Source organism: Nocardia callitridis, from assembly GCF_039543305.1.
GTDB lineage: Bacteria > Actinomycetota > Actinomycetes > Mycobacteriales > Mycobacteriaceae > Nocardia > Nocardia callitridis.
On the sequence record NZ_BAABJM010000006.1, the window covers coordinates 33977 to 60965 of the forward strand.

The 26989-nt window shown below is 66.6% G+C and carries 26 protein-coding genes; 10 read left to right on the forward strand and 16 right to left on the reverse strand.

Going from position 1 to position 26989, the window contains the following annotated elements; all coding sequences use genetic code 11:
- Window positions 1-749 precede the first annotated feature (749 nt).
- The 3 genes from ABEA50_RS24590 to ABEA50_RS24600 are packed head-to-tail and all read right to left on the reverse strand — an operon-like array spanning window position 750 to window position 2561.
- Window positions 750-1133, reverse strand: coding sequence for a DUF3817 domain-containing protein (locus ABEA50_RS24590; protein ID WP_425577707.1), 384 nt, complete (start codon window positions 1131-1133; stop codon window positions 750-752).
- Window positions 1130-1633: a transcriptional regulator gene (locus tag ABEA50_RS24595; protein ID WP_425577708.1), complete on the reverse strand. Its 504-nt coding sequence runs from the start codon at window positions 1631-1633 to the stop codon at window positions 1130-1132. The genes ABEA50_RS24590 and ABEA50_RS24595 overlap by 4 nt, the downstream gene beginning before the upstream one ends.
- A gap of 52 nt (window positions 1634-1685) precedes the next feature.
- The gene (locus tag ABEA50_RS24600) at window positions 1686-2561 is read right to left on the reverse strand and encodes an oxidoreductase (RefSeq protein WP_345498278.1); all 876 of its coding nucleotides are present in this window, start codon (window positions 2559-2561) and stop codon (window positions 1686-1688) included.
- A gap of 129 nt (window positions 2562-2690) precedes the next feature.
- On the opposite strand from ABEA50_RS24600, the gene ABEA50_RS24605 reads away from it, so the two are divergent.
- On the forward strand, window positions 2691-4721 hold the full coding sequence (locus ABEA50_RS24605; RefSeq protein WP_345498279.1) for an MDR family MFS transporter: 2031 nt from the start codon (window positions 2691-2693) through the stop codon (window positions 4719-4721).
- Window positions 4722-4951: 230 nt separating this feature from the next.
- On the opposite strand, the gene ABEA50_RS24610 is transcribed toward ABEA50_RS24605, so the two are convergent.
- The 5 genes from ABEA50_RS24610 to ABEA50_RS24630 all read right to left on the reverse strand — a co-directional run bounded on the left by ABEA50_RS24610 (window position 4952) and on the right by ABEA50_RS24630 (window position 8785).
- Window positions 4952-5275: a hypothetical protein gene (locus tag ABEA50_RS24610; RefSeq protein WP_345498281.1), complete on the reverse strand. Its 324-nt coding sequence runs from the start codon at window positions 5273-5275 to the stop codon at window positions 4952-4954.
- A 9-nt stretch (window positions 5276-5284) separates the two neighbouring features.
- Complete coding sequence (locus ABEA50_RS24615) at window positions 5285-6052, reverse strand: HNH endonuclease family protein (RefSeq protein ID WP_345498282.1); 768 nt, start codon at window positions 6050-6052, stop codon at window positions 5285-5287.
- Between the two features lie 232 nt (window positions 6053-6284).
- Window positions 6285-6950, reverse strand: a complete 666-nt coding sequence (locus tag ABEA50_RS24620; protein WP_345498284.1) for a PhoU domain-containing protein — start codon at window positions 6948-6950, stop codon at window positions 6285-6287.
- 152 nt (window positions 6951-7102) lie between these two features.
- Window positions 7103-7471, reverse strand: coding sequence for a hypothetical protein (locus tag ABEA50_RS24625; protein WP_345498286.1), 369 nt, complete (start codon window positions 7469-7471; stop codon window positions 7103-7105).
- A 258-nt stretch (window positions 7472-7729) separates the two neighbouring features.
- Window positions 7730-8785: an AraC family transcriptional regulator gene (locus ABEA50_RS24630; protein WP_345498288.1), complete on the reverse strand. Its 1056-nt coding sequence runs from the start codon at window positions 8783-8785 to the stop codon at window positions 7730-7732.
- Between the two features lie 30 nt (window positions 8786-8815).
- On the opposite strand from ABEA50_RS24630, the gene ABEA50_RS24635 reads away from it, so the two are divergent.
- On the forward strand, window positions 8816-10333 hold the full coding sequence (locus ABEA50_RS24635) for a flavin-containing monooxygenase (RefSeq protein ID WP_345498289.1): 1518 nt from the start codon (window positions 8816-8818) through the stop codon (window positions 10331-10333).
- A 21-nt stretch (window positions 10334-10354) separates the two neighbouring features.
- Here ABEA50_RS24635 and ABEA50_RS24640 read toward each other — a convergent pair whose 3' ends face one another.
- The gene (locus ABEA50_RS24640) at window positions 10355-10987 is read right to left on the reverse strand and encodes a TetR/AcrR family transcriptional regulator (RefSeq protein ID WP_345498290.1); all 633 of its coding nucleotides are present in this window, start codon (window positions 10985-10987) and stop codon (window positions 10355-10357) included.
- A 371-nt stretch (window positions 10988-11358) separates the two neighbouring features.
- Between ABEA50_RS24640 and ABEA50_RS24645 the strand changes: the two genes are divergently transcribed.
- Window positions 11359-11784: a hypothetical protein gene (locus ABEA50_RS24645; protein ID WP_345498291.1), complete on the forward strand. Its 426-nt coding sequence runs from the start codon at window positions 11359-11361 to the stop codon at window positions 11782-11784.
- Window positions 11785-11991: 207 nt separating this feature from the next.
- Here the strand turns inward: ABEA50_RS24645 and ABEA50_RS24650 are convergent, their stop codons facing one another.
- A complete protein-coding gene (locus ABEA50_RS24650) occupies window positions 11992-12480 on the reverse strand; it encodes an FBP domain-containing protein (RefSeq protein ID WP_345498293.1) in 489 nt (162 codons plus the stop codon).
- A 224-nt stretch (window positions 12481-12704) separates the two neighbouring features.
- Between ABEA50_RS24650 and ABEA50_RS24655 the strand changes: the two genes are divergently transcribed.
- On the forward strand, window positions 12705-13112 hold the full coding sequence (locus tag ABEA50_RS24655) for a nitroreductase family deazaflavin-dependent oxidoreductase (protein WP_345498294.1): 408 nt from the start codon (window positions 12705-12707) through the stop codon (window positions 13110-13112).
- A 22-nt stretch (window positions 13113-13134) separates the two neighbouring features.
- Here the strand turns inward: ABEA50_RS24655 and ABEA50_RS24660 are convergent, their stop codons facing one another.
- From ABEA50_RS24660 to ABEA50_RS24670, 3 genes are read right to left on the reverse strand one after another with little or no spacing between them, the layout of a single operon-like run.
- Entirely contained in the window at window positions 13135-14205 is a 1071-nt protein-coding gene (locus ABEA50_RS24660) for a hypothetical protein (protein ID WP_345498295.1), read from the reverse strand.
- Entirely contained in the window at window positions 14192-15613 is a 1422-nt protein-coding gene (locus ABEA50_RS24665; RefSeq protein WP_345498296.1) for a hypothetical protein, read from the reverse strand. The genes ABEA50_RS24660 and ABEA50_RS24665 overlap by 14 nt, the downstream gene beginning before the upstream one ends.
- On the reverse strand, window positions 15610-15933 hold the full coding sequence (locus ABEA50_RS24670) for a hypothetical protein (RefSeq protein WP_345498297.1): 324 nt from the start codon (window positions 15931-15933) through the stop codon (window positions 15610-15612). Before ABEA50_RS24670 ends, ABEA50_RS24665 begins: the two co-directional genes overlap by 4 nt.
- Before the next feature lie 322 nt (window positions 15934-16255).
- Between ABEA50_RS24670 and ABEA50_RS24675 the strand changes: the two genes are divergently transcribed.
- From ABEA50_RS24675 to ABEA50_RS24695, 5 genes are all read left to right on the forward strand, one after another.
- Window positions 16256-17335: a sugar ABC transporter substrate-binding protein gene (locus tag ABEA50_RS24675; RefSeq protein ID WP_345498299.1), complete on the forward strand. Its 1080-nt coding sequence runs from the start codon at window positions 16256-16258 to the stop codon at window positions 17333-17335.
- Between the two features lie 72 nt (window positions 17336-17407).
- Window positions 17408-18175, forward strand: a complete 768-nt coding sequence (locus ABEA50_RS24680) for an ATP-binding cassette domain-containing protein (RefSeq protein WP_345498302.1) — start codon at window positions 17408-17410, stop codon at window positions 18173-18175.
- Window positions 18172-19407, forward strand: coding sequence for a sugar ABC transporter permease (locus tag ABEA50_RS24685; protein ID WP_345498303.1), 1236 nt, complete (start codon window positions 18172-18174; stop codon window positions 19405-19407). The genes ABEA50_RS24680 and ABEA50_RS24685 overlap by 4 nt, the downstream gene beginning before the upstream one ends.
- Before the next feature lie 56 nt (window positions 19408-19463).
- Window positions 19464-20672 carry an ROK family protein gene (locus ABEA50_RS24690; RefSeq protein WP_345498304.1) on the forward strand — a complete coding sequence of 403 codons (1209 nt, stop codon included), beginning with the start codon at window positions 19464-19466 and terminating at the stop codon, window positions 20670-20672.
- 314 nt (window positions 20673-20986) lie between these two features.
- Window positions 20987-22282, forward strand: a complete 1296-nt coding sequence (locus tag ABEA50_RS24695) for a sensor domain-containing diguanylate cyclase (protein WP_345498305.1) — start codon at window positions 20987-20989, stop codon at window positions 22280-22282.
- 14 nt (window positions 22283-22296) lie between these two features.
- Here the strand turns inward: ABEA50_RS24695 and ABEA50_RS24700 are convergent, their stop codons facing one another.
- The 3 genes from ABEA50_RS24700 to ABEA50_RS24710 form a co-directional block, all read right to left on the reverse strand.
- Entirely contained in the window at window positions 22297-23544 is a 1248-nt protein-coding gene (locus ABEA50_RS24700) for a phthiocerol/phthiodiolone dimycocerosyl transferase family protein (RefSeq protein ID WP_345498307.1), read from the reverse strand.
- Window positions 23545-23802: 258 nt separating this feature from the next.
- Entirely contained in the window at window positions 23803-25251 is a 1449-nt protein-coding gene (locus ABEA50_RS24705) for an AIM24 family protein (protein ID WP_345498308.1), read from the reverse strand.
- Between the two features lie 137 nt (window positions 25252-25388).
- Window positions 25389-26198, reverse strand: coding sequence for a nucleotidyltransferase domain-containing protein (locus ABEA50_RS24710; RefSeq protein ID WP_345498778.1), 810 nt, complete (start codon window positions 26196-26198; stop codon window positions 25389-25391).
- A 176-nt stretch (window positions 26199-26374) separates the two neighbouring features.
- Between ABEA50_RS24710 and ABEA50_RS24715 the strand changes: the two genes are divergently transcribed.
- Window positions 26375-26887 carry a mycothiol transferase gene (locus tag ABEA50_RS24715; protein WP_345498310.1) on the forward strand — a complete coding sequence of 171 codons (513 nt, stop codon included), beginning with the start codon at window positions 26375-26377 and terminating at the stop codon, window positions 26885-26887.
- Window positions 26888-26989 lie beyond the last annotated feature (102 nt).

Genomic DNA, 26989 nt, shown 5'->3' on the forward strand with positions numbered 1-26989 from the left:
CCTGAGTCTCGCGTTCGAGTACCCGTTTCTTGCTCCTTCGTCGCCTACGAAACGGGCACTCGAACGCGAGACGGCCGCGAACTTACCGTGCCGGTCTCGCTGCGCTCGGAACACGTGTTCGGGCGGCTCGTAGGGAGGGGTGAGTTGAGTACGGGAGGTGGCGGTTTCACCGGGTGTCGGGGTGCGCGCGTACGAAGCCGGGCGCTCGGGCGGTGAGACGGCTGTGAACTTGCCGTGCAGGGCTCGCTGCGCTCGGAACAGGTGTTTGGGTGGTTCGTGGGGTGGGGTGAGTTGGGTATGGGCGGTGGTGGTTTCGCCGGGTGTCGGGGTGCGCGCCTATGAAGCCGGGCGCTCGGGCGGTGAGACGGCTGTGAACTTGCCGTGCAGGGCTCGCTGCGCTCGGAACAGGTGTTTGGGTGGTTCGTGGGGTGGGTTGAGTTGGGTATGGGCGGTGGTGGTTTCGCCGGGTGTCGGGGTGCGCGCCTATGAAGCCGGGCGCTCGGGCGGTGAGACGGCTGTGAACTTGCCGTGTCGGTCTCGCTGATGCTCGGAACAGGTGTTTGGGCGGCTCGTTGAGTGGTTGGGTTTTGTTGGGGTGGTGGGGGTTTCACCGGGTGCAGGGTGTGTGCACGGCGAGAGAACCATTGAATGCCGAGATTGTCCTCGGCACTGGAGTTGGGTGAAGAGCCCGGCTTCGGGGGTACTCAACCGCGGCGCCGGTCGCCGAGGACGCCGAGGACGCCACGGACTCAGAGGCTGAAGTCTGCTTTGACCTTTTTCGCGTTCGTGTGCTCGACGAAGAACGACAGCAGCGGGATGGTTCCGGCGATGAGGGTGCCGACGGTGCGCTTGACCGGCCAGCGGACCTTGACCGCGAGGTCGGCGGTGACCAGCAGGTAGACGAAGTACACCCAGCCGTGCACGACGGCGATCCAGCTCGGGGTGCTCGCGTCGAAGCCGTACTTGGCGATGACTTCCACGGTCAGCACCAGCAGCCAGAGGCCGGTGAACCAGGCGAGTGCGCGGTAGCGCAGCAGTGCGGAGTTCACCTTGGCGACGGGGGTGGCGCTGGGTGGGGTGTTCGTCGCGGCCGTGGTGTCGGCGGCCTCGGTGGAATTCTCGCTGGTGGTCAACCCGCGCTCCTTTCGGTGGGTGCCGTGCGCGCGTCGGCGGGTTGGATCAGGGCGTCGAGATGTTCGTCGACGTCGGCGGCGTGCAGCGCGGCAAGATATCGGTTGTACTCGGCGAGCGCGGGGTCTTCGTCCTGTGTCGCTTGCGGGCGCTGTGGCAGCAGACCTTCCGGAAGTTCGCGCGGCGCGACGGCCTCGGCGGCGCGCTTGGCGCGGCGGCGGTCGCTGCCGGTCGGCGCGGACGGGTGTGCCTCGGGTTCGCCGACGTCCCCGGTTTCGCCCGCCTCGCGCTCGAGGCGGACGAACCGGAAGTACGCGAACACCGCGAACCCGGCGAACAACGGCCACTGCAGGGCGTAACCCAGGTTCTGGCCGGTGCCGTTGGCCGACTCGAATCGTTCCCACTGCCACCATGCCAAGGCGAGGCAGCCGAGAGTCGCGACAATCACCAGCGCGATGAGCGCGGGTCGATTGTGTTCCGAGCGGCGGGGTGGTGCGGACACGGCTACCACGGTACCCGTCTACTACACGGTACGTAGGGGCAGGTGGGGCGGCTCAGAACCGGTAGGTGATGCCGGTGAGCCGTTCGGATTCGCTCCACAGTCGCTGCCACAGGTCCTTGTCGTTCGACAACGTGGTCGACGGCGCCGGTTCCACGGGTCCTTGGGTTTGAAAGAACCTGGTCGGACCCCAGTAGATCTCGGGGTCGGCATCCGGGACGGTGGCCGCGAACAGCGAGGAATGCGCCGCCTTCGCCGGCGGATGACCGATGAGTCGGATGAACGGCTTGGCGATCCGGTCGATGGGGGTTTCGGTGCGTGCGAACAGGTCGGTGGCCGAGACGCCGGGGTGCACGCCGTAGGAGCGCTTGTTCGAGCCCGCTTCGGTGAGACGGCGTTGGAGTTCCCGCGCGAACATCAGGTTCGCCAGCTTGGACTGGGCGTAGGCGAGGTTGCGCTGGTAGCGGCGGTTCTGGTAGTCGAGGTCGTCGATCCACAGTTTCGGGGTCTGCTTGTGCGCGACGCTCGACAGCGTCACCACGCGGTCGGTGATCCGGTCGAGCAGCAGGCCGGTGAGCGCGAAATGGCCGAGGTGGTTGACGCCCCACTGGGTTTCGAAGCCGTCGACGGTGCGGGAGAAGGGCAGGTTCATCAGGCCCGCGTTATTGATCAGCACATCGAGTTCGGTGGTCTTCTCCGCGAATTCGCGGACCGAGGCCAGGTCGGCGAGGTCGAGCGCGGCGACTCGCACGTCGCCGGTGATGCCGTCGGCGATCTGCTGGGCCTTGTCGGTATTTCGACAGGCCATGAGGACGGTCGCGCCTTTGGCCGCGAGCACCTCGGTGGTGACGGTGCCGATTCCGCCGTTTGCGCCGGTGATCACGAAGGTTCGCCCGGTCTGGTCCGCGATTTTGCTGGGGTTCCACGCCATGCCGCAGACCTTACTCTGGGGTAAGTTCTGGCGGAAGGTGTTGCCAGATTTCCGGTAGACGGCGTATGGCCGGGTTCGCTGCCGTGTCGCTGGCCGGGAGCGCGCACCGCATCCAGCCATACTGACCCGATGACCGGTGCAGTAGCTGTTACCGAGATCGCGCCCGAGCCCATGAGCAGGGCCAAGACCAACATCGTCTTCGCCACCATCGTGCTCGGCATGCTGATGGCGGCGTTGGACCAGACCATCGTCGCCACCGCGTTACCGACGATCGTCGCCGATCTCGGCGGCGCCGGTCACATGGCCTGGGTGGTCACGGCGTATCTGCTCGCCGAGGCGGTGTCGACCGCGCTGGTCGGCAAGCTCGGCGACCTGTTCGGCCGCAAGCTGGTGTTCCAGATCAGCGGCGTCGTGTTCATCCTCGGCTCGATGCTCGCCGGTTTGGCCAACGGGATGTTGCTGCTGATCGTGGCGCGTGCCGTGCAAGGCGTCGGCGCGGGCGGACTGATGGTCACCGCGATGGCGCTGATCGCCGACACCATTCCGCTGCGTCAGCGCGGCAAGTATCAGGGCGCGCTCGGTGCGGTCTTCGGTGTCACTACGGTGCTCGGACCCACGCTCGGTGGTCTGTTCACCGACCATGCGACCTGGCGGTGGTGTTTCTACATCAACGTGCCCATCGCCGTGATCATGGTCTTGCTCGCGGCCCGCACATTGCCTCGGGTGCGTGCGGCAGCCAAGCCGATCATCGACTACGCGGGCATCGGCCTGGTCGCGCTCGGTGTCTCGGCGCTGATCCTCGGACTGGAATGGGGCGGGCAGGAGTACCCGTGGGGGTCGCCGACGGTGATCGGTCTGTTCGTCGCCGCCGCGGTGCTGCTCGTCGCCTTCGTGGCGGTCGAACTGCGGGCCGAGGAACCCATGCTGCCGATGGCCCTGTTCAGTAGTCGCGTCTTCACGGTGTGTTCGATCCTCAGCTTCATCGTCGGCTTCGCCATGCTCGGTTCGATGACCTACCTGCCCGCGTATCTGCAATACGTGGACGGTGTTTCGGCGACGGCCTCGGGTCTGCGCACCCTGCCATTGGTCGCGGGACTGTTCGTCACCTCGATCCTGTCCGGTCAGGTCGTCGCGCGAACCGGCCACTATCGCTATTTCCCGATCGTCGGCACCTTGGTGATGGCGGTGGGCCTCGCGCTGATGTCGACGATGGGGCGAACGACGAGCGCGTGGTTGGAATCGTTGTACATGTTGCTGCTGGGGTTGGGCATCGGGCTCACCATGCAGGTGCTGACGATCGTTGTGCAGAACACCGTGCCTTACGCCCAACTGGGTACTGCCACCTCCGGCGTCACGTTTTTCCGCACACTCGGAAGTGCTTTCGGCACAGCCATTTTCGGAACCATTTACGACAATCAACTCGGCCCGAACCTGGCCGGTGCGTTGACCGAGGCGAGGGTGCCCCCGTCGGCGGCCGCGGACCCGCAATCGCTACGGGCGTTGCCCACCGAGCAGGCGACTCCGATCATCGACGCGTACGCGAAGTCGCTCGACCAGGTCTTCCTGTGGGTGGTGCCGATCGCCCTGGTCGGGTTCCTGATCGCCTGGTTCCTGAAGGAGGTCCCCCTGCGTGACAGTGCGCGTGCCGGTGCGGGCGATGTGGGCGAAGGGTTCTCGATGCCCGAATCCTCGGATCGGGTGGTGCTGTTGGAACGGGCGATCATTGGAACAATGCGTACGGCGCGGGCCGAAGGCCCGATCGGGCCGATGATCCTCGCCGACGCGCGCAGCCCGCTCAGCCGGGGTGAGGCGTGGGCGATCGGTCAGGTGCATGTGCGGGAGCGGGTCAAGGGGGAGGCCACGCTCGCGGCGATCGCGCGGGCACACAAGCTGCCCGAAGAGGTGTTGGAACCGATCTATCAGCGGGTGGTCGGTCAGGGGTATCTGCGCGCCGACGGGGCGGTGCTCTGGCTGACCGACGCTGGCGCCGAGCAGGTCGAGCGCGTCAAGGCCGCGTGGCGGCGCTGGCTGGATCAGCGATTGGTCGACTGGGACAACGACGACCCCGTCGACCGCGCGCTGCTGGACGCCGCCCTCGGCAACATCGCCGCCAAGCTGCTCGAAGAGGAACCGCGCGAGCCGGAGTTGGTGCCCGCCTGACCTTGTGGCGTTGTCCTCGTCGACGTGTATTCGCAGACCCCGCGCGAGATCTGCGGCGCGGATACTCCCGGCGACGAACACGCGCCGCACCACCGAGTGCCGGCTGGAGGCTCCGGCACACTGCCGGTCATACCGTTGACTCTGCCTTGGCGTCGCGGCCGGATCGCGCTGGTCGGCGACTCGGTACCTGCCCCGCCCAACAGTTCGAGTCACGAGGGTCGGGTAGTCGCTCACGCCTCGAACGGCAGGGTATTGCCCGCGGCGTCGCGCTCGCCGACATTCGCTTCGATGGCGGCGACGAGGTCGGTCAACTTTTCCCAGGTGCGGGGTGGTTCGGCGTCGATGTTGCCTATGGTGTTCCATGACTCGGTGCCTCGGTAGCGAACCATGCCCTTGCCGGAATCGTCGACGGTGACGTCGAGTTCGCCGGACATCGTTCCCTCTTCCTCGGTCATGATCGAGGCCTGCACGGATAGCTCGCTGATGTCGCTGATGGGACTCTCCTCGAAGGACGCGTTCGCCGGTGACAGGTTGTCACCGGCGGGCACGGTCATCGATGGACGTTATGCGTGAGCACAACCATCGATGGCGGTGCGCAGAGCGGCTTGTTCGTCGGGGTCGACAGTCAGGTTGTACTTTACCTTGATCCGCACGTACCGATCGATGTACGCGCAGCGGAATCCACCGGGAGGAAGATAGTCCGCCGGGTCCTGATCACCCTTGGACCGGTTCGCCGACGGGTCGGAGACCACCAGGTTGACCGCGTCGTTGGCGATATCGCGGCGGGTGTCCTGCGACAGTTTCGCGGCGCCCGAACGCCACACCTCGGCCAGCGGCACGATGTGATCGATATCCAGCGAGGTGGGATTGGTGACCCACTTGTAGGGCTTCAGCTCGCCGGACTTGCGGTCGAGCACGCCGTACTGGTCGCGCCAGCCGCCGTCGGTGCCGAGGGTGAACTTGCACGACTTGGGGTCGAGGGTCACCGGGCCGGTGGCGTCGCGAAGCAGCACCACTTCGCGGGTGGTGCACTTGCTGTACTGCGCGAACTTGTCGCCGAAGCCGTGCCCCGGCTTGTTGGTGTCCCAGTGCGGGAACTTGTCCCGGTCGTAGCCCGTCATCGGGCTTTCCTTGCCGACCTTCAGCTGTCCGAACAGCTCGTTGATGTCGCCGGAAACCGTTGACGCGGCGACCGAATCGGGTCCCTTGTCCTTGGCCAGTTCGTCGACGACGAGGAAGGCGACCGCAACGATCACGGCGACGAGTACGGCTCCACCTACCGCCAGTGCGCGACGCACAAGGCGAGATGTGTTGGACAACAACGACCTCACGGCAAACACCTCAACCACGCGCGCCGAGTCGGGCGAAGCGTGTGCCTCGCGGAAGAACAGATCGGCGGGCGCGTGACGCAGACCTGCATAGATCTCTGCTGAACTATATTCGGCGACAACCTATCCGGCGGGGCGTCCGGCGGAACCGATTGTCGCGTATGAAATTCGGCACAGCCCGTGGGGCAGCATGTGAACACCTATGATGCCGTTTCGCTATGAATGTTTCGGCGTGTCACTCGCTGTCGGCGGGTTGGGCGGTCGGGGGAACGCCGGTGTCCAGGAAGCGAATCAGTCGGTCGATGCGCGCGGTGTGCTGAACGCAGCGTTCCAGGTGATCGCCGACGAGCACCACGTCGATCGCGGACTCGGTGGGCTGTGTCGCGGCGGGGTCGGTGAGGGCCGCGCGCAGCCGCAGCCGCAGTGCCGCTATTTCCTGTGCGCCCGTGTCCAATTCGGTGACCGGCGGCAGATGACCGGTGGCGACGGCGTCGCCGACGTCTGCCGCCCGCGCCACCGCCAGTGCGCCGAGTTCCGCGAGAATGTTCAGGATCGGCTCGGGCGCAATGTGTCCGGGATGGGCGCGGTAGACATGGTTGGCGACGCGGTTGGTGAGCGTGCCGATGTCGGAGAGTTCGGTGGCGATCTGGATAGCTGTCACCACGTGTCGCAGGTCGCGGGCGACCGGCGCTTGTAAGGCCAGCAGGAGTACGGTGCGCGCCTCGCACGCGCCGTACATTTTCTGGAGTTGCTCATCGAGGGCGAACACCTCGTAGGTCGCGGTGAGATCGGCGTCGACGAGGGCATCGGTGAGGCGAGCGGTCGCATCGTGCACATGTCGGCACATCAGCGTCAAATCATCGGTCAGCGCATTGAGTTCGCGCGTGAACTGGGTTCGCACTAGTCAGATTCTCGCCTATGGCGCGATGCGGGCGGACAGGAATCCCCCTCATGGACGAAACCCGATCCTCGCACCGAGTGGCTCGGTAGCGAACCGGCAGGTCCAGAGGTTGTGCGGGAGCGGGGTCTTGGCGCGTACCGAGGAGCGGAGCTCTACTGCGGTGGGTCCCGTGGCGCGGGGCGGGTGAGTAAGCGGTAATGCATGATCTGGAGGATCGCCAGAAAGGTCAGAGAGAGCGCGGCTGTGGCGTATTCGCCGAGTAGTAGGGCGAGGATCGCGAACCCGCCGAAGACGGGCAGCTGGATCACCGCGCACCAGCGCAGGAGGCGTAGTCGTTTGGCGTCGTCGCTGAGGCGTCGCACGCCGTCATCGATGATGTCGTGCGCGATTTCTTGGTGGACCAACCCGTCGCCGAACTGAACGAAGAGGTGTACCGCCTGGTCGTGGCTCAATTCGCCGAGCCACGCCCGATCGATCAGGCGTTTGCCCTCCTCGGCGACTTCCTTGATGACCGCGTCCATGCGACCGCCTTCCGAGTCGATACCGCAGAGGAGTCTATGCGCAGGACTCTCCGGTGCACAGCCGATGCTGGAACCGATGCGAAGGCCACGGTCAGCCCCATGATCCGGACACGGTGTGGACTCGATCCGGCAACGATGCGCCGGTGCGTGGGGCCGACCGTGGGCACGGCGCGCGGCGTAGTCGCCGGATGGGTCGAACGGTGGGTGCCTCGCGGCGGAGACCGCAGCTGAATCGCACGGGCGGGGCGCGCCCCTTGCCTATCCGTGTCGGTGGATGCTGTCTCGGCGCAGCGCGGTCGGTGTTGTGCCCCACCACCTTCGGGCGCTGCGAGTGAAGGTGGCCTGATCGCCGAGTCCGATCAGCGAGGCGATCTGGTTCATCGGCATCTCGGTGGTGGTCAGGTAGCGGCGGGCGGCGTCGCGACGTACCTGCTCGAGAATGGTCGCGAAGCTGGTGTCCTCGGCGGCGAGCCGACGTTGCAGCGTGCGCGGGTGTACGGTCAAAAGCCTTGCGACGGCGCCGATTTCCGGGGGAGTGGTGCCGAGTAGCTGTCCCACCGCCGCGCGTACCTTCGGCGCGATCGCCGCGTCCGCACCACCGGACTGCTCGGCGAGAAACGCCATCGCCAGGCGGTGCAGGTTCTCGTCCGCGCCGCTGAGTGGGCGGGTGGCAAGGCTGCGCGGCACCCGTAAAGCCGCCGAAGGGCGCCCGACGCGGACCGGGGCGCCGAACATCGTCTCGTAGGTCTCGATCGGCGCGGCGGGGTGGTAGGGCAGCTCGACCGAACGCAGTCCGTAGCGCTCGAGCACCAGGCGCTGGATCGCGCGGTGCACGAAGGCCAGTCCGAGGTCGGTGCCTTGGATGGGCGTGGGTAGCCCCGGCGCTACGCCGTAGCGCAACGCGATCACCCGCCGGTCACCGTACGGGTCGGGCTCCATGGTGACGCTCAGCGCGCGGGCATGCAGGAACAGGTAGCGCGACAGGCACTCCAGCACATGGGCCAACGACGGTGAATTGCGGATGGCGAGCGCGAGCGGGCCGAGCATGTCCAGGTCCTGTCGTCGCGAGACGCGCAGGCCGAGGTCGGGGCAGTCGAGCTGATGGGAGGCCAGCTCGAGCACGGCCGCAACGGCGCTGTCGGGAATGAGCAGGTCGTCGGTGTCCAGCGCCGCGGGCGGCAGGCCACAGGCGACGGCGAGCTGTTCGGCATCGCCGCCCAGTTCGGCCACGGTGGCGCGAAAGCCACGCAGCCCGGCGGAACGAATCACCGACATGTCGCTCAGAATCAAATACTTGTCGTACAAAGTCAACACCGAGGATCGATCCTGTCGCACACTGGAGGCATGACCGACGCGAAACCCGCAGCGACCGCAACCGAACATCTCGACGTGGTGATCGTCGGCGCGGGGTTATCCGGCGTCGGCGCCGCCTATCGACTGCAAACCGAGTGCGCGGGCAAGAGCTACGCGATCCTCGAATCCCGTGCGGCGATGGGCGGCACCTGGGATCTGTTCCGCTATCCCGGAATCCGTTCGGACTCCGACATGTTCACCCTCGGCTACCCCTTCAAGCCGTGGCGCGACGCCAAATCTATCGCCGACGGGCCCTCGATCCTGCGTTACATCGAGGAGACCGCGCGTGAGTTCGGAATCGACCGCCGAATTCGCTACGGCACCAAGGTGGTCTCCGCCGACTGGTCGAGCGCGGACGCGCACTGGCGGCTGACCCTCGAGCACCGCGACGCCGAGGGCAACACCGAGCATCGTGAACTCACCTGCGGGTTCCTCTACGCCTGCGCCGGTTACTACAACTACGACCACGGCCACGCACCCGAATTCCCCGGTGCCGCCGAATTTTCCGGCCAGATGGTGTATCCGCAGTTCTGGCCCAAAGACATCGACTACACGGGTAAGCGGGTCGTGGTCATCGGCAGTGGTGCCACGGCGGTGACGCTGGTTCCCGCCATGGCCGAGCAGGCCGAGCACGTCACCATGTTGCAGCGCTCGCCGACCTGGATCAGTGCCGTGCCCGGCCGCGACAAGCACGCCGACAAGATTCGCGAACTGCTCCCGCCGAACCTGGCGCACCGGGTGATCCGCACCAAGAACATCCTGTTCAGCATCGGTTTCTATCAGTACTGCCGGCGCCGTCCCGAGTCGGCGCGCAACCTGCTCACCGGTTTCGCCACTCGCATCCTCAAAGACGAGAAGGTGGTCGCCGAACACTTCACCCCCAGCTATAACCCCTGGGATCAGCGGTTGTGCGCGGTGCCCGACGCCGACTTCTTCAAGGCGATGAAGAAGGGTAAGGCCGAGGTAGTTACCGACCACATCGAAACTTTTGTGCCGGAGGGCATTCGGCTGAAGTCGGGCAAGGTGCTCGAGGCCGACGTGGTGGTCTCGGCCACCGGACTGCAACTGCTCGCGTTCGGCGGCATCACCCCGTACGTCGACGGGCAGCCGGTGGATCTGGCCGAACAATTCGTCTGGCAGGGTGCGATGCTCACCGGCCTGCCCAATTTCGCGGTCTGCATCGGATACACCAACGCTTCGTGGACCCTGCGCGCCGACCTCACCTCCCGACTGGTCTGCAAGGTCATCAACCACCTCGACCGCAAGGGTTACCCCGCCGTGGTACCCGAGCCCAAGGGCACCCTCGACGAGCGCCCCCTGCTCGACCTGGCCTCCGGCTACATCCAACGCTCGATCGGCGATTTCCCCCGCCAGGGCGATCGTCACCCGTGGAAGGTCCGCCAGAACTACCTGCTCGACTCCGCTACCACCCTGCGCACCGACTTGAACAAGACGCTCGCGCCGGTGCGCAAGGCGCGGACTGAACCGGAGTTGTCCTCGGCCCGCTGAGACTCGGCGTGGATGTGCGGTTCAGGCTGTTATTCCGTGCAGGATCATCTCGACCAAGCCCGCCGTGGTGACGCTGGCGGCGCCGGTGTCCCAACCGCCGCCTCGGCCGAGTGACAACACGATCGCGAGGATCAGGGTCGCCGCTTCCTCCGCGGAGGTGCGCAGGGCGGTGTCGTCGGACTCGAGAATGCCGACCACCGTGTCGCGAAGGCGAGTGTAGGACTCGGTACGACTCTCGGGCAGCCGGTTTCGCTCCTCGTCGGACATCGACTCGCGCTGCCGGAGACGGGCCTGTCCCGCCAGACTCACCGCATTGATCACCGCCGCGGTGCGTTGACTCTGCGCGCGGATCACCTCGATGACGGCGGTGAGGCGATCATGTAGGGAGACGTCGCGCTCGATCGCCGCCAACTCATCGGCCACGTGGCGCCCATCGGTGACCTCCGCCATGCACGCGGCCAGTACTTCGTTCTTGTCGGTGAACGCGCGAAAGATGGTGGGCTCGCTGATCCCCGCCGCTCGGGCGATCTGCGCGGTCGTCACGGAAGGGCCGAGTTCGACCAAGAGGGGGATGGCCGCCGCGACCACCATGGCCCTGCGTTCGTCGATGCTTTTCCTCGGTGCGCGTTGCCGCTGCTGTTGTTGGTCAGGCATGCCACCGACTGTACGTAGTGAATACTCACTACGCAATATTTCCGCCGTCGCGGTCGTAGCGCGGTGCGGATCAGGGACATCGAGGCCAGGAGTGATCGTGGTGGCGAACGGGTGCTGATCATCCTGGGGGACATAGGCATTCGCCGATGCGGCCAGCGCGATGGGGTACTCGCCGAGTCTCTCGATCCGGGGGCGTATCTCGTCCTGTGTCGCGCCGAGATGGTCGGCGGGCGAGCCGGTCCGGGACTGCGTCGGGTCGGCGTGTTCGGCGGGGGGTGTCTACTTGTAGACTCGTGCGGTCATCGCCGCATCCCCCTGCCTATCTGAAACGATAACGACCCGACGCCGCACAGATCAAGGTTCGATATTCGATGGATTGGCGAGCTACCGCCTCCCAGCAGGTGCAGGACGACCTCGACGGGCTGCTGCGCGACAGTGTGAACGCCGTGGCCAGGATGCTCGGCACCGCGAACTCCTTCAACCCGTTCATGTTGGTGATCGAGAATTCCGGCGGGAAGTCGATGCGCTTGGCGCCCAACGGTTTCGGTGGTGGTCAGGAGTCGATCATCGCCGCGCTGGCCGCGGCCGACGACAGCGCGCTGCTGCGTGCTCGGGTGTCGGTGTTCGATGTCACGGCCGCGGCGCCGGTCGGTGGCGACGCGATCAAGGTGGTGCTGGAACATCGCGACGGTGTCGCGCTGGACGTGCTCGTGCCGTACTCGGTCACCGCGGAAAGCATTGACATCGACCTCAATTCGGCGAACGGCGCGCGCGGTGCGGCGCGGCTGTGGCCCTGATCGGCACCGTTCGACTCGACCCTCGCCCGATGGGACGGCCAGGAAATCCTGGCCGACTCAACCGGCGAGGGGCGTGCGCACCCCGAACTCTCTTGTAGTGCACGGGAACTCGGGGTGCACGTGGTGGTGCGGGGCTGAGTGTCGGCGCATGGCATCTACCTCCGTTCTTCGCCGCGGCGATCGCGGCGCGGGATCAGTTGTCTCGGATCAGCGGTACAGCTTGGCCAGGAACGCGTTCAGGTTCTCGCGGACCCGTTCGGCTTTCTGCTCATCGGAAAGGTCTTCGCGGTACCTGCTGCCCGCGGCCGGTCGGCGCTTGTTGCGCGCGTACAGCGAGCAGGCCAGATCGGTGCACATGTAGGTGCCGATCGTGTTGCCTTTGCGTCCGGATTCGCCCGCCTTGTTCGCGGTCATCAGGGAGACTCCGCTGCCGGTATGGGTGGTCTTGCAGATCGCGCACATCTGCGCGTTGCCGGTACCTCCGGTTTCATAGCGCAGCGCGACCCCGACGAGGCCATCTTCCTGTGGCGCGACGAGATAACACCGGCCAGGCAGGGTCGGTGCGCTCCACCCCAGGAAGTCCAGGTCCTCCCATGGCCGATTGTCGAGATCGCGGGGGACGGGCAGGCGCTTGGCATCGCCTTTGGAACAGTTGACGAACGACGACCTGATGTCGCGTTCGGTGAGGGGATCCATGAGATTCCTTCCGAATAACGCGTGGACAAAACCTTTCCGACGCTACGAGCGGACTCCATCGTGGGCAAGGAATTTTCCGGTGCGCACCCCGTGATGCAGCGCCGGTGCGCACCCGTTTTTCCAGGTGACGGCGGTACAGCCGCGTCCGGCGGTAAGCTCGCACGCGGCTGTCTGTGCAATTGGCCACATCCGGCGTGACCGCGATACCCCGAAGGGTGGAAGACATGGCTGATTTCAATACCCAGATCATCGAGGAATTCCGAGCCAACGCGGGCAAGGTCGGCGGCCCGTTCGACGGCCACGAGTTGCTCCTGCTGACCACGGTCGGTGCGAAGAGCGGGCAACCGCGTACCAGTCCCGTCGCGTTCGTCCGCGACAGCGGCGACCTGGTGGTCATCGCGTCGAAAGCGGGCGCCGACAGCAATCCCGCCTGGTACACGAATTTGCGCGTGAACCCGGATGTCACCCTCGAGGTGGGCACCGAGACGCTGCACGCGACCGCGACCCCGGTCACCGAAGGCCCCGAGCGCGATCGCCTCTACGCCGCCATGGTCGAGGAGATGCCAGGCTTCGCCGACTACGAGAAGAAGACCGATCGGGTGATTCCCGCGGTGCGCCTCACCCCGGCCTGAGCCGAGATGCGGCGCACCTGGCTCATGCGCCGGTAATCGCCGTGATCAGTGTGCGGTCGGCGGTGGTGCGGGTGGTGACGATCTGGGTGAAGGTTTCCGGTTCATCGCCGGGCAGCTGCTGGGTGAGTTGTACTTCCCAGTCGTCTTGGCTTACCCCCGCGCGGGTGATGCGGACGCAATACCTGGTGTCGATCGGGAGTTGGTTGATGCCACGTTGGATCTGTTCGGCGGGGGAGACCGAGGCGTCCTCGGCGACGACATCACGTGCTCGGTAGCCGGATCGCTGCACGTAGTAGGCGTATTCGAAGGCGAGGATGGCGTCGGCGCCGTTGGCGGTGCCGCCGGGGTCGGTGCCGGAGACCACCTGTGCGGTGCGCTGCTGTCGGCAGTCCGCCGTCGCGATGTTCGTCGCCTGTGGGGCGGGCTTGCCGCTGGGCGAGGCGAGGCCCGCGGTGTCGGGCAGGCGCGCGTTGGTGGGCGCCGGCGTTGCGGCGGTGCCGGTGTCGCCGTTGATCACATTGGCCAGTGCCAGGGTGATCGCGGCGGCGGCGACCACGATGCCGACGCCGATGAGGATGCCGAGCGGCCGATTGCTGCGCCGTTGATCGGTGTTGCGACGCGGATGGCGCAGCGGGGTTCCCGGCTGTAGCCCGGAACGATTGACGATCGTGGGGGCATGCTCCTGGTAATCCTCGTACCCTTGCGCTTCCTCGTGTGCCGGGCGATCGGAAAGCCCTGCGGCATAACCGGTTTCATCGGTCAGGTAGTCCGTCGTATCGCTGGTTGCCGCGGACTGTTCCTGGTCGAGCCATTGTTCCCAGCTGCCCGACCGTTGTTCATCGACGTCGAAAGCCTTGTCCGTCAACCCGTCCTGCGGTGGTGTCGGTCCGGTCGGCTCCGCGTGATAGGCCACCGGTTCGTTCTCGGGTTGCCGAACCTCGGGCTCGCGCCGCACGGGTTTGCGGCGGCCCCCCGGCCGTCGCCGTCGCTTCGACGTCTTACCCGACGGGGTGCGCAGCATGGGCAGCCCGGTGTCGAACGGATTGTCCTGTGCTGGTTCCTGATTCGGCTTGTCGCGATCAGAGTTCGTCATCGTCGAGGTCGAATTCGCCCACAACGGGTGCCACCGAGGTGGCTGCGCTCGGCACGGTGACGCCTAGCTGGCCCTCGCGGGGTTTGTGTTCCTGATCGCCACCCGAAGGCGGCGTCGGCGGCACGACCATGCCGCCGTGCGGTGCGGGCGCGGCGGGCTCCTGCGGCTTCGGTGCGGGCGGCGTCGCGGGTTCCTCGGCGTGGAAGGGTAGCGAGGGGGCCGGTGCGGGGCGGAACTGCGGCTTCGGCGGAACCAACGCGGGTTCCCTGTCCTGCGTGCTGTTCGAGTCGCCGGAGTCGGTGCCGGGCGCGGGCTTGTCCGAGTTGGTCGAACCACCCGCGTCACCGCCGAAGTCGAACAGCGCGTTCTCGCTCTTCGGGTCTTTGCCGTTCTCACCGTTTTTGGTGCTGCCGGGGTTGATCAACTCGGGGATGGCCTTGTCCGCGGCGGCGGCGACCTTGTCGATGGTGTGCGTACCGACTTCGGCGATCTTGTCGATGATGTGCGTGCCGATGTCGACACCCGCGCTGATGGCGGTCGAGCCGAGCTTGACTCCTGCCGCGACCATTTGTTGTTGCAGCTGCATCTGGGCCATCAGGGCGGGGTCCATCGGCTGCCCGGTACCCGCGGGCAGGCCGCCCGGCGCGAATTGGGTTGGCGCACCGGGCTGGGCGAAGGTGCGGGGCGCGCCGAAGGAGCTGGTGGTGGTGTCGGAACCGCCGAAACTGGACGAGTCGCCGGAGCTGTCGGAGTCGCCGAAGTCGAAGGTGTCCGAGTCGTCGGAGAGCGCGACGGGCTTGGTGACGGTGAGCGGGCCCATCTCGTCGAGCCGTCGCGTGTGGTCGCTCATCTCGGTGCGCGCGGAGTTCACGGCGGTGAGCGCGTCGCGTAGGGCCTGGGCGCCGCGCTCGATCACCGCGTCGGTGTCGGGTGCGGAGGAGGCGTTGCCGATGATCTCGCGTGCGTCGCTGCGGAAGTCGGCGATGATCTTGTCGACATTGCGTGCGGCGCGCGCACTGGTGGCGTGTGCGTCGCCGAGCACGGCGAGGTATTGCGGTCCTCGGTCGGAGATCTCGCCGATCTCGGTGTGCGTGTTGCGCAGCGCGGGGACCGCGGCACCGGCGCCCCGCGAGGTCCAGGTGGATTCCAGCGCGTGCAGGCCGTCGCGGTGCGGCGCCTCGGTATCGGCGGTTTGCGCGGTCGCCGACGACAATGCGGTGGTCGCGGCCTGATTCGGCACGCCGACCCCGCTGCCGAGTGCCGCGCGAAGTTCGAGCAGCGGCCGCACGAGCGCGGCGACGATGGGTGGGTCCACGCTCGGATCGCTGACCGAGGCGGGGCCCGCGGTGTTCGTCGGTGCGGGGGTTTGCTGTTGCGGGCGTCGCCGCAGCCCGGCAAGTCGCCTCATGTGAGACCTTCCTGCGTGCGGGTGATCGCCTGCGCGGTGGTGGCATCGTCATCCTGCGCCGCGGTGGTGTAGCCCTGCAACACCTGGCCGTAGGCGCCGACCAGTTGGCCCGCGGTCGACAGTGCCTGCGCGTGTTCGTTCACCGCGGTGGAGAACCGCGCGGTGAATTCGGCGCCGAGTATGCCGAGATCGGTCGTCAGTTGCCCAGGGTCGATCGCGCGTGAGGCGACCGCCGAGGCCGATGCCAGTTGTTGCGATACCGCCTCGGCTATCGCGGTGTATGCGGCCATTGCCGCCGGATCGAGTTCGAGCGTGTCCACGTTGCCCCTCCCGCGTCCCAGTCTTGAGCCATCCCGGCATGATTCACGTCCAAGACTACTGTGCGCGACCGGCGACACGCGCGCGATGGAGCGGTCGTTTTTTCAACTTTTTCCACCATCGGAGTGTCGTCGCGGGGTGTTGGCGTTTCCCCCCGTGTCGTGAGCAGATGCTCACGTAGCTGGATTGTTATGTGCGGCAACAAATCCGTTCCTGGAATCTATTGTGCGACAGGTCACACCGCGCATATGTTGCAGCGAACAACATTCGATAGACCAGGCCGGACGACGCAGCTCGCGCCGGCGGTTTCACGAAAGGCCCATCATGCGCAAGGGCATGCTCAGCATCGCGACGGTCGCTGTCGCACTCCTCGCCTCGCTCACCGCCTGCGGGGACGACACCACCGAATCCGGAAGCGGGGCAGCCCAGGTCGGCGTCATCCTGCCCGACAGCAAGACCTCGGCACGGTGGGAAACCGCGGACCGCAAGTACCTCCAGCAAGCCTTCGACGCGGCGGGAGTGCGCGCCGACATCCAGAACGCCCAGGGCGACAAGAACGCCTTCCAAACCATCGCCGACCAGATGATGACCAACGGCGTCTCCGTGTTGCTCATGACCAACCTCGACAGCGGCACCGGCAAAGCGGTGATCCAGAAGGCGAAATCCCAGGGCGTCACCGTGATCGACTACGACAGACTCACCCTCGGCGGCGGCGCGCAGTACTACGTCTCCTTCGACAATGTGAAGGTCGGCACCCTGCTCGGCGAGGGTGTGGCCACCTGCCTCACCGCCAACAACGCGGTCGATCCTGTCGTCGCCTATCTCAACGGCGGGCCCACCGACAACAACGCGACCCTGCTGCACAGCGGCTACGACGCCGCGCTGAAGCCGAAATTCGATGCGGGCCGATTCCACAAGGGTCCCGAACAGGCGGTCCCGGAGTGGGACAACACCGTGGCGGGCACCATCTTCGAGCAGATGCTGACCGGCACACCGAACATCGGTGGTGTCGTCGCCGCCAACGACGGCCTCGCCAACGCCGCCATCGCCGTGCTGAAGAAGCAGAAACTCAACGGCCAGGTGCCGGTGAGCGGCCAGGACGCGACCGTGCAGGGCCTCCAGAACGTGCTCAGCGGCGACCAGTGCATGACCGTGTACAAGGCGATCGAGAAGGAAGCCGCCGCCGCGGCGCAGCTCGCGGTCGGGCTCGCCAAGGGGGAACAGGGCGAGGCGAACGGTTCCGTGCACGACCCGGAGTCCGGTACCGACGTGCCCTCGGTGCTGTTGGAGCCCAAGCCCATCTATGTCGCCGACGTCAAAGACGTGGTCGCCGACGGATATGTCAGCAAGGACGAACTGTGCACGGGTGAATTCGTGCGGCTGTGCGCCGAAAACGGGATTTGACGCACCGGCCCCTTCCTCCGTTCGATGAGGGAACGGAGGAAGGGGTACAACCCTTTCTGAGGAGACGCACCCATGCCGGATACCCCGGTTATCGAATTACGCGGGCTGGAAAAGAGTTTCGGCGCGGTGCAGGTATTGCACGACGTCGCGTTCAGCGCGTACGCGGGCGAGGTGACCGCATTGGTCGGTGACAACGGCGCCGGCAAATCGACGTTGGTGAAGTGCATCGGCGGAACACACCCGATCGACGCGGGGGAATTCCTGTTCGACGGGCAACCGGTCCAGGTGCACAGTCCGCGTGACGCCGCCGCCCTCGGCATCGAGATCGTCTACCAGGACCTCGCGCTCTGCGACAACCTCGACGTCGTGCAGAACATGTTCCTCGGACGCGAGAAGCACAGCGGCCTCGTCCTCGACGAGTACGCGATGGAGGAGTTGGCGGGCAAGACGCTGGCCGGGCTTTCGGTGCGCACGCTCGAATCGGTGCGCCAACAGGTGTCGAGCCTCTCCGGTGGGCAACGCCAAACCGTCGCCATCGCCAAGGCCGTGCTGTGGAACAGCAAAGTCGTGATTCTCGACGAGCCGACCGCGGCACTCGGGGTCGCGCAGACCCAGCAGGTGCTCGAGCTGGTGCGCCGCCTGGCCGACAAGGGCCTTGCGGTGGTGCTGATCTCGCACAACATGAACGACGTATTCGCGGTGTCCGACCGGATCGCCGCGTTGTATCTCGGCAGGATGGCGGCGCAGGTGCGCACCTGCGAGGTGACCCACGCCCAGGTGGTCGAACTGATCACCGCGGGTCGTAGCGGTGGGCCCGGTGTGGACGGAGCAGTCAAGTGAGCGCGGTACTGATCGAAAAACCCACGGCGGCACCGGTCTCGGAGCTGGTGGGAACCTACGTCGGGCGGTTGCGTTCCGGAAACATGGGCGCGCTGCCCTCGGTGCTGGCGCTGATCCTGTTGTCGGTGGTCTTCTGGATCGCCCGCCCGGTGTTCATCTCCGAAGCCAATTTCGCGAACCTGTTCACCCAGGGCGCGGCGATCGCGGTGATCGCGATGGGGCTGATCTTCGTTCTCTTGCTCGGCGAGATCGACCTCTCGGCGGGGTTCACCAGCGGTGTGTGCGCCGCGGTGCTCGCGGTACTGCTCACCGATCGTGGCTGGCCCTGGTACACGGCGGTCTTGGCCTCGCTGCTCACCGGTGTCGTCATCGGGCTGGCGATCGGCACCATCGTGGTGAAGGTCGGCGTCCCCTCGTTCGTGGTCACCCTGGCGGCGTTCCTCGCTTTGCAAGGTGTCGCGCTGAAGATCATGGACAACGGGCGCAACATCTCCATCCACGACGACACCGTGCTCGCGATCGCGAACAAGAACGTGCCGCCCGCGGTGGGTTGGGTGCTGTACGGGGTGCTCGTCGCCGGATACGCGCTCATGCAGTACCGAAAGTTGCGTGCGCGCACCGCACTCGGGCTCACGGGTGATCGTGCGCCGGTCATCGCGGTACGGGTGGTTTCCGTCGCGGTGGTGCTCGGCCTCGCCGTGCTCGTGCTCAACGGTGAGCGCAGCCGCAACCCGGAACTGAACTCGTTGCGCGGCATGCCGATCGTGGTGGTGCTGATCGTGGTGTTGTTGCTGCTGTGGACATTCCTGCTGGACCGGACCTCGTTCGGTCGCCACATCTACGCCGTCGGTGGGAACCAGGAGGCCGCGCGCAGGGCGGGGATCGCGGTGGACCGCGTGAAGATCACCGCGTTCGTGCTGTGTTCGACGATGGCGGCGGTCGGTGGTCTGATCGCGGCCTCGCGCGCCAATTCGGTGGACCCGAACACCGGTGGCAGCGATGTGTTGCTTACCGCGGTCGGTGCCGCGGTGATCGGTGGCACCAGCCTGTTCGGTGGCCGTGGCCGGATGCTGGACGCGATACTCGGTGCGGCGGTGGTCGCGGTGATCAACAACGGGATGGGTCTGATGGGCTACAGCGCGGGCACGAAATTCGTTGTGACAGGATTCGTGCTGCTTCTGGCCGCCGGCGTGGACGCGCTCTCGCGCAAACGCACCCAACGGCGTGGTTAGCGTCGCGGTGCGTATTCGGCGGGGATCGGTGAACTGGAGAGACGGGCGGGTCGAGCATGCGAGCAGCGCCATCGCCCGAGGAGATTCGACGACGCAACCTCGCGGTGCTGCTGCGCCATGTGCACCGAGACGGTCCGGTCTCGCGCACCGTGCTCGCCGAGCGAATGGGGGTCAACCGGAGCACGATCCTGGCGCTGACCGCCGATCTCGCCGCGGCGGGCCTGGTCAGTGAGGAACTGCCAGGCCAGACCGGGAAGGCCGGGCGCCCTTCGCTGGTGGTACGCCCGGAATCCGACCGGGTGTACGTCATCGCACTCGATGTCGGCGCCGACCGATTGGCCGCGGCCACGGTCGGGCTCGGCGGCGCCATCCTCGCGCGCACCGAGAAGGCCAGGACGACAGGTGCTTTCGATCCGGACGAGGTGCGGGCGACGCTCGCCGCGATGACTCGCGCGCTGATCGCCCGCGCCGCACCCGGTTCGGTGTGTGTCGGTGCCGGCGTCGCCTTCTGCGGCATGGTCAGGCAAGAGGACGGTGTGGTGCGCTACGGGCCGAATATCGGCTGGGCCGAGGTGCCTTTCGGTGCCGATATGACGCGCGAACTCGATCTCGGGGTGCCGGTGCTGGTGGGTAACAACGCCAATCTCGGTGCGCTCGCCGAGCGCGAGCGCGGTGTCGGCGCCGGGCTGGCTGATCTGATCTATCTGCACGGCGACGTCGGCATCGGTGGCGGCATCATCATGGGCGGTGAACTGATCGGCGGCGAGGGCGGTTACGGCGGCGAGGTCGGGCACATGGTGGTGAGCCCAGGGGGTCGGGCCTGCGCCTGCGGTTCGCGCGGCTGCTTGGAGGCCGAGGCGGGGGAGCTGGCGTTGATCGAGGCCGCCGAGCGCACGGACCCGCCGGGGCGTGCCGCGGTGGAGGCGATCGTGGACGCGGCGGCACGCGGCGATGTCACCGCGCGGGACGCCCTGCATCACGTGGGCGATCAGCTCGGTAGTGGAGTGGCGAACCTGGTGAATATCTTCAACCCCTCGATGGTGGTTTTCGGCGGCGTGCTGCGCGAGATCTATCTCGCCTCGGCGGCGCAGGTGCGCAGCAGGGTGGCCCTCGACGGATTGCGCGCGGTCCGCGAGCGCGTGCGGCTGCGCACCAGTGCGCTGGGTGGCGATTCGACCTTGATCGGCGCGGCGGAACTGGCCTTCGCCGCGGTATTGACCGACCCGTTGCAGACGCTGGCGAGAAACGTCCACGCCGATTCGTGACCGGCCATATTTCGACGTCGAGTGAGATGTGGGTGTTTCCAAGATATTTGGCGACCTCGCGGCGGGTGCGGGCGCGACGTCGATAATTCGATGATCGGTAACGCTGATTCGGTGGTCGTCGCCGGTGAGCGATCCCGGCTATTATTCGCTCTGCGCCGCTCGGGTGGTCCATGGTTGTGAATTGCCTGGAGTGGCATGCGGTTCGATCGCGAGTGCAAGGGGTTTCGATGAACAGGCCGTCATGGGTGCCTGACGGGGCACGCGCCGGACGTAAGGTCTGAACCCGCCAGCGGGATCGGGCAGGGAGTTGTCGAGTGGGATCGCGTGAGCTTGCGGTGCGGTGGGCCGACGCACTGGACGGCGCGGTGGCACCCACCCTGACCCGAACCCAGGTCGAGAACATCCTCGCCGATCTCTGCGGTGCCTTGTCCGCGGTGGTGCAGGAGCGCGCGGATCTTTCGTTGGCCCGCGATGTCGCGACCGTGCTTGTCGCGGCGAATTATCGCGATGCGGTGGCGGTGAGTCGTTCGGTGTCGGTGATCTGTCGCGATCTGGTGCGCGACCTGTGTCCCGACGAGCAGAGTCCGGAATTCGGGCGCATCCGCGATCGCGCGGTGGTCGTCGCCGCCGAGTTCGCCGCGGGTTTCACCGGCGCACTGCGTGCCGCGGCGCTGTCGGAGCAGCAAGCGACCCTCGCGGCGACGGTCGTGGCGGCGCAGGAGGCGGAATCGCGGCGGCAGTTGTGGGAGGCGAGGTTCGAGGCCGTCTTCGCGGGCGCGTCGGTCGGCATCGGCACCGTCGACATCACCGGCCGGGTGCTCGATGTGAACGCGGCATTGGCCGAAATGCTAGGCATGCCCGCCGAACTCATGCCGGGACGTTCGGTGGGCGACCTCATCGGGCCCGCGGGCAACACCCGTGACGCCTACCGCAAAATGCGCAGTCTGCTCACCGGGGAGATCGATCGCTTTCGATTCGAAACCGACCACACGCATCCCGACGGGACCATGACCAGCATCGACCTCTCGCTGTCTTCGGTGCGCGACAGTACGGGTCGGGTGCGATTCCTGATCGGCGTCGCCGTCGACGTCACCGAACGCAAGCAACTCGCCGACCGGTTGTGGCACGACGCCAATCACGACAGCCTCACCGGCCTACCCAACCGCGGACTGTTTTTCGACCGGCTCGCCAAAGCCATGCCACCGGTCGGCGCGTGCTACCTCGACCTCGACGGCTTCAAGGCGATCAACGACCACTGGGGCCACAGCATCGGTGACGGGGTGCTGCGGCTGGTGGGTCGCAGGCTACAAGCGGTGGTCGAGCCGATCGGTGGCCTCGTCGCGCGGCTGGGCGGTGACGAGTTCATCGTGCTCATCGAAAAGTGCGCCAGCGAAGATCATTTGGCCGACGTCACGGCCGCGCTGCGCAAGGCGCTGACCCGACCGATGGGTATCGGTGGCACGGCGGTCAGCGTCGGTGCCAGCATCGGCACCGTCTTCGTCACCGACTTACCCTCGGCGCCGGACCAACTCATGCACGCCGCGGACGCCGCGATGTATCGCGAGAAGAATACGCACGCCCGACGCGCTCCCACCGCAGGGCAGCGCTAGGCGATGCGCCGCCTTCATCGGCGTGGCGCCGCGCACAGGTGGGTCATCAGCAGGCCGACGCGCAGTCGCTGTTCCTCGGTGGTCTCTACGGGGTGATGGATCTCGATGCTGAGGCGGTCGTCGAAGGTACTGATGATGATGGTGCCGCTGGGTTGTTGCAGTCGATGTCCGGTCTTGTCCGGTTTGCCGATCATGATCGAGCGAAAATCGGTGACCCGCAACGCCGGTGGCACCGGGGGCGCGGTGACCCGACCCCAGTTGGTTGTGAGGACAACTCCGGGTGAGGCGGGCGGGGGACCTGCGGTGATATCGGGAATGTGCAGTGGGGATTGTTGGACGAGGCCCGCACCGAGTTCGTCGTACAGCGTGTCGCTGATCGCGCGGGCCAACTCCACCGGGTTCGCACCGGTGTGTGTGGTCGGCGCGAAGTCGGCGAAGCCGAGCACATTGGTGCCCTCGGTGGCACCGATCGGCGGCGTGACGCGCGTGCGCAGGTCGACGGAGTAGGTGTAGTTCAGTTCGTGCAGGGGCAGGCCGCGCAGTTCGGCCTCGGTGAGCAGGATTGCGGCGGAAGCCAATCCGTTCATCGTGGTGTGGCGGCGATGTCCGAGTTCGACCAGCGCGGCGGTCTGGCTTCGAGTCAGTCGGCACCGCGCCGTCCTCGGCAGCACGTAGGGGGTGTCGTCACTGACCTCGGGGGCGACCAGGGGGCCCGCCGCGCGCACGCGTCGTGTCGGGTCGCCGCTCTTGGCGACACCGCGAGTGTCGAGGAGTTGCTCGACCGTGCCCGGATATGGTTGTGGGGCAATATTTCCTGGTCGACCCTCGGTCAATTCGGTGTAGCAGGCCCAGAGTTGGCCGACCAGAGCCACGGAGTGCGCGGCGTCCGCGATGGCGTGGTGGGTGACCAGCGTGACGCTGGCATCCTCGGGGTTGTCCACGGCGCGTACGACACACAGTGCCGCCAGCGCGGTGCGCTGATCCAGGCGCGCACCGACCAGCAGTTGGTCGGGGTCGCCCTCGCGAATATCGACGACCGGTGCGGGACCGGGGGATTCGACGAGAATGTGGCGGCCGTCGGTGTCTTCGAGTAATCCGGCGGCGAGCAGGGGATAGGCCTGATGCAGCGCGGCGAACGCGCGCGTGAGCGCGGGAAGATCCACGCGGCCGAGTACTCGAGTGCAGTAGCCGACGAGGACCTGGCTACTCGCGAATATCTCCTCGCTCGGCGCCAGCGGCCGGATGACGGTAATGGTGGACATGTCGTTCCTCCAGGAGCGGCTGCTCCACGAGGCTATATCCAAATTCGGAAACGCCAGTGCTTTTCATGAAGCATCACCCTATTTATGGAAACTCGGGGTCAGCCGTTACGGAACCTTGGGTGAAATGAGACCGAATGCCCGGTCTCATTTCGCGGAATTCCCTTGTCGACGCGCCCTGCAAGATCAACGAATACTGTTCTTTCGCAGGGTTTTCGGCAGCGCAGTACGTGTCGCGCGCGGTGCGGACGCGTGCGCGACTCAGCCGAAGAGGCCGCCGCGCTGGCCTGCGTCCTGCCCGCCGCCGGTGCCACCGATCAGGCCGCCCGGTGGCAATTCCGAGGGTTGCACGATGACGAAACCTCGTCCGGAGAACGACAATGTGAGTCCCTCGCCCGTGCTGCGACCGATCAGCCTGCCCAGGCCGAAGGAGTCGTTGCGTTTGATCCCGGTCTGCAGGCTCGACGACCAGGCAACGGCCGCTTGTGGATCCGCGTACGTGGGCTGGTCGACGTTCAGCACCACCGGTGCTCCGTCGGTGGTGATGGCGATGCGACCGCGTCCGGAGAACACACAGTTGAAGAACCCCGCGTTGCTCGCGACACTCGCGACGCCCTGCACCCGCTGGACGTTGTAGGTGAGCGAGGAGTCGAAGGCGAGCACGTTGGCGCCATTGATGGTGAGTCCGTCGCTGCCGTCCAGGTCGATGAGATGCACGTCGGCGGCGGCGTCGGCGAGGAACAGATCACCCTGCCCGGTGACGCGCATCAGCGGAACGCCTTCGCCGGTGAGTCGCTGCTGGATCGCGCGCCCGATGCCACCGGAACCGAGCGCCTTGAATTCCAAATTGCCCTGGTAGGCCACCATCGAACCGGCGCGGGCCATGACCTCACCGTTGAGTCCGACCTTGGCCATCTTGCTGCCCTGCTTCTGGATACCGACACCGTTGACTTCGGCGTGGGCGGGGTCGAACAGCTCGCTGTGCATGGGCTGTGCTCCTTGCTGGAATGCGGGTGCCGGTGGGTGGTAGCCGGGGCTCGGCTGTGGTTGGTACCCGGGCTGGGCCTGGTATCCGGGTTGCGGTGGGTAGCCCTGCTGCGGCGGGGGTACGGGCCGAGGCTGCTGTGCGGGATATCCCTGCGCGCGGGGTTGCTGCGGTGGTGGCGGCGGAACCTGTTGCGGTGCCGGTTGGTTCGGTGCCGGTTGCGGCTCGTCATCGATGTTCACGCCGAACGCCGTGGCGATCCCCGCCAACCCGTTGTCGTAGCCCTGGCCGACCGCGCGCACCTTCCACGCGCCTTGCCGGCGGTAGATCTCCACGCACACCACGGCGGTCTCGGTGCTCAAGCCCGCCATCGGGAAAGTCAGTGTGCCCGAGGTGGATCCGATGGTCGCGACCAAGGTGTCGGCACCGGCGAAGGTGGTCGGGCCGCTACCGTCCAGGCTCGCGGTGACCACGACCTTGTCGACGTCGGCGGGAACCTCGCCGGTCCGCACGTCGACCATGTCGCCGGCGCCTCGACCGTGCCGATAGGTGACCCCCGGCGCGGCGGGTTGATTGAAGAAGACGAAATCCGCGTCGGCCCGCACTCTGCCGTCGGTGCCGAGCAACAGTGCCGAGACGTCGACGCCGACCGAACTGCGCACCGTGACCGTCAGTTGATCGGCGGGTGCCGGACGATTCTCCCCGCGAGCGAGCTCGCTCACCATGTGCCTCCCCGGTCTGCGGTGATCGAACGAATGGACATGCGATTCACGGCCACCAGTCTGGCAGCGGGGCAGGGCCAGCGCCACCAGACTTGCTGGTCATTCGGTGAACGGTGCGGCAATGCCCCGGTTACCAGCGCTTATTCGTCGGCGGCGTACGGCGATTCGCGGTTGTTCCCGTCGCGGACCGCGCACCGCATCGCTCCGACCAGTACCGCCTCGACCGCGGTCAGCGTGCGCGCCAGTGCCGCCGGATCACCGCGCAGCTCGGTGCGGATCTCGTCGATCTCGCGCAGACCCGCGCGCTCGAGCAGGCGCTTCTCGTTGGTGACCCATTCGCCGCGCGCCGCGAGCACCGCGTGTGCGCTCTCCAGTGCGGCGACGGCCACGGCCCCGCCGAATTCCGTGGCGTGCCCGCGCGCTACGTGAGCGCCCTCCGCGTAGCGCAGAGTGCGCACGGCACGATCACGCCACATCGTGTGCGCTGCCGAGCGCAGCGCTGCGGGGAATCCCGGTCGCGGTAGTGTGCCGCGCAGCGTCTGCCCGAGCGCGAGTTCGGCCACGACCAGGTAGCTGGGGATACCGGCGAGATGAAACATCAACGGCTCCCAGTGGAATCGACCCTGTTCGCCGCGGTCGATCTCGTGTTCCACCGCGTCGAGGTCGCGGTAGTGCACGTCGACGTGTCGATCCTCGATGGTGAGCCAGGCGCCGCCGTTGAACACGCCGCCGCCCCACGCGCCCAGCTCGCAGACCTCGCCCGGCCAGCCGATTCCGCGCAGGTGCTCGGGGTCGAACGTGCCTCGGTAATAGAGGGCGAAATCCCAGTCGCTGTCGGGAGTGTGGGTGCCCTGGGCGCGCGAACCGCCCAACGCGACGGCGTGCACGTGTGGCAGTGCGGCCAACCGGTCGGCCACGAGGTACGGAAAATCGGTGTCGGTCATGGTGATCCGATCTTTGTGATGGGGATAGGCGAAACACACGACGCTCGAGCCGCGTCCGGTCGGTGTCGTGTGCGAGCGAGGGCGTATCGACATCACTTCATCGCACGGCAGGTTAGCGAATGCCGAGCGCGACTTCCAAGGATTTTCGATGACGCGCGCCGACCGAGTGATTACATGGGGTCATGACGAGCGCTGAGTTGTTGGTCGACGCATTCGGTCGGGTCCGCGAACACGTGCACGGGGTACTGGAGGGGCTCAGCCAGGACGAGCTGGCTGCCCGGCTCGACGAGGAAGCCAATTCCATCGCCTGGCTGGTCTGGCACCTGACCAGGGTGCAAGACGATCACGTCGCCGACGTGGCTGGCACCGAGCAGGCATGGATCGCCGCGCAGTGGGAGCAGCGCTTCGATCTGCCTTTCGACGAGTCGGCGACGGGATATGGCGACGACCCCGACGACGTCGGCCGTCTCGGTGGCGTCTCGGCGAAACTGCTGCGCGACTATTACGACGACGTACACACCAGGACGATCGACTACGTCACCGGACTTGTCGATGCGGACCTCGGCCAGGTCATCGATACCCGCTGGGACCCGCCGGTCACCTTGGGTGTGCGACTGATCAGCGTGGTCGACGACGACATCCAGCACGCGGGCCAAGCGGCGTTCATTCGAGGAATCCTGTTGCGGCGTAGGTAGTTCCAGCCTCGGCGGCCGACGACTGGGAGAAGGCGCTGTGGGACACCGCGAGCTCGCGCTGTGCGATGCGCTGAATCGCTCAGCGGGCAGCGGTGACGCCGA

Bases quoted from the DNA above. Each gene is read 5' to 3' on its own strand.
- ABEA50_RS24680 (WP_345498302.1), top strand. From the start codon at position 17,408: ATGCCGGATACCCCGGTTATCGAATTACGCGGGCTGGAAAAGAGTTTC.
- ABEA50_RS24600 (WP_345498278.1), bottom strand. From the start codon at position 2,561: ATGGCGTGGAACCCCAGCAAAATCGCGGACCAGACCGGGCGAACCTTC.
- ABEA50_RS24675 (WP_345498299.1), top strand. From the start codon at position 16,256: ATGCGCAAGGGCATGCTCAGCATCGCGACGGTCGCTGTCGCACTCCTC.
- ABEA50_RS24660 (WP_345498295.1), bottom strand. From the start codon at position 14,205: ATGACGAACTCTGATCGCGACAAGCCGAATCAGGAACCAGCACAGGAC.
- ABEA50_RS24715 (WP_345498310.1), top strand. From the start codon at position 26,375: ATGACGAGCGCTGAGTTGTTGGTCGACGCATTCGGTCGGGTCCGCGAA.
- ABEA50_RS24635 (WP_345498289.1), top strand. From the start codon at position 8,816: ATGACCGACGCGAAACCCGCAGCGACCGCAACCGAACATCTCGACGTG.
- ABEA50_RS24665 (WP_345498296.1), bottom strand. From the start codon at position 15,613: ATGAGGCGACTTGCCGGGCTGCGGCGACGCCCGCAACAGCAAACCCCC.
- ABEA50_RS24610 (WP_345498281.1), bottom strand. From the start codon at position 5,275: ATGACCGTGCCCGCCGGTGACAACCTGTCACCGGCGAACGCGTCCTTC.
- ABEA50_RS24605 (WP_345498279.1), top strand. From the start codon at position 2,691: ATGACCGGTGCAGTAGCTGTTACCGAGATCGCGCCCGAGCCCATGAGC.
- ABEA50_RS24650 (WP_345498293.1), bottom strand. From the start codon at position 12,480: ATGGATCCCCTCACCGAACGCGACATCAGGTCGTCGTTCGTCAACTGT.
- ABEA50_RS24655 (WP_345498294.1), top strand. From the start codon at position 12,705: ATGGCTGATTTCAATACCCAGATCATCGAGGAATTCCGAGCCAACGCG.
- ABEA50_RS24690 (WP_345498304.1), top strand. From the start codon at position 19,464: ATGCGAGCAGCGCCATCGCCCGAGGAGATTCGACGACGCAACCTCGCG.
- ABEA50_RS24700 (WP_345498307.1), bottom strand. From the start codon at position 23,544: ATGTCCACCATTACCGTCATCCGGCCGCTGGCGCCGAGCGAGGAGATA.
- ABEA50_RS24625 (WP_345498286.1), bottom strand. From the start codon at position 7,471: ATGGACGCGGTCATCAAGGAAGTCGCCGAGGAGGGCAAACGCCTGATC.
- ABEA50_RS24645 (WP_345498291.1), top strand. From the start codon at position 11,359: ATGGATTGGCGAGCTACCGCCTCCCAGCAGGTGCAGGACGACCTCGAC.
- ABEA50_RS24705 (WP_345498308.1), bottom strand. From the start codon at position 25,251: ATGGTGAGCGAGCTCGCTCGCGGGGAGAATCGTCCGGCACCCGCCGAT.
- ABEA50_RS24640 (WP_345498290.1), bottom strand. From the start codon at position 10,987: ATGCCTGACCAACAACAGCAGCGGCAACGCGCACCGAGGAAAAGCATC.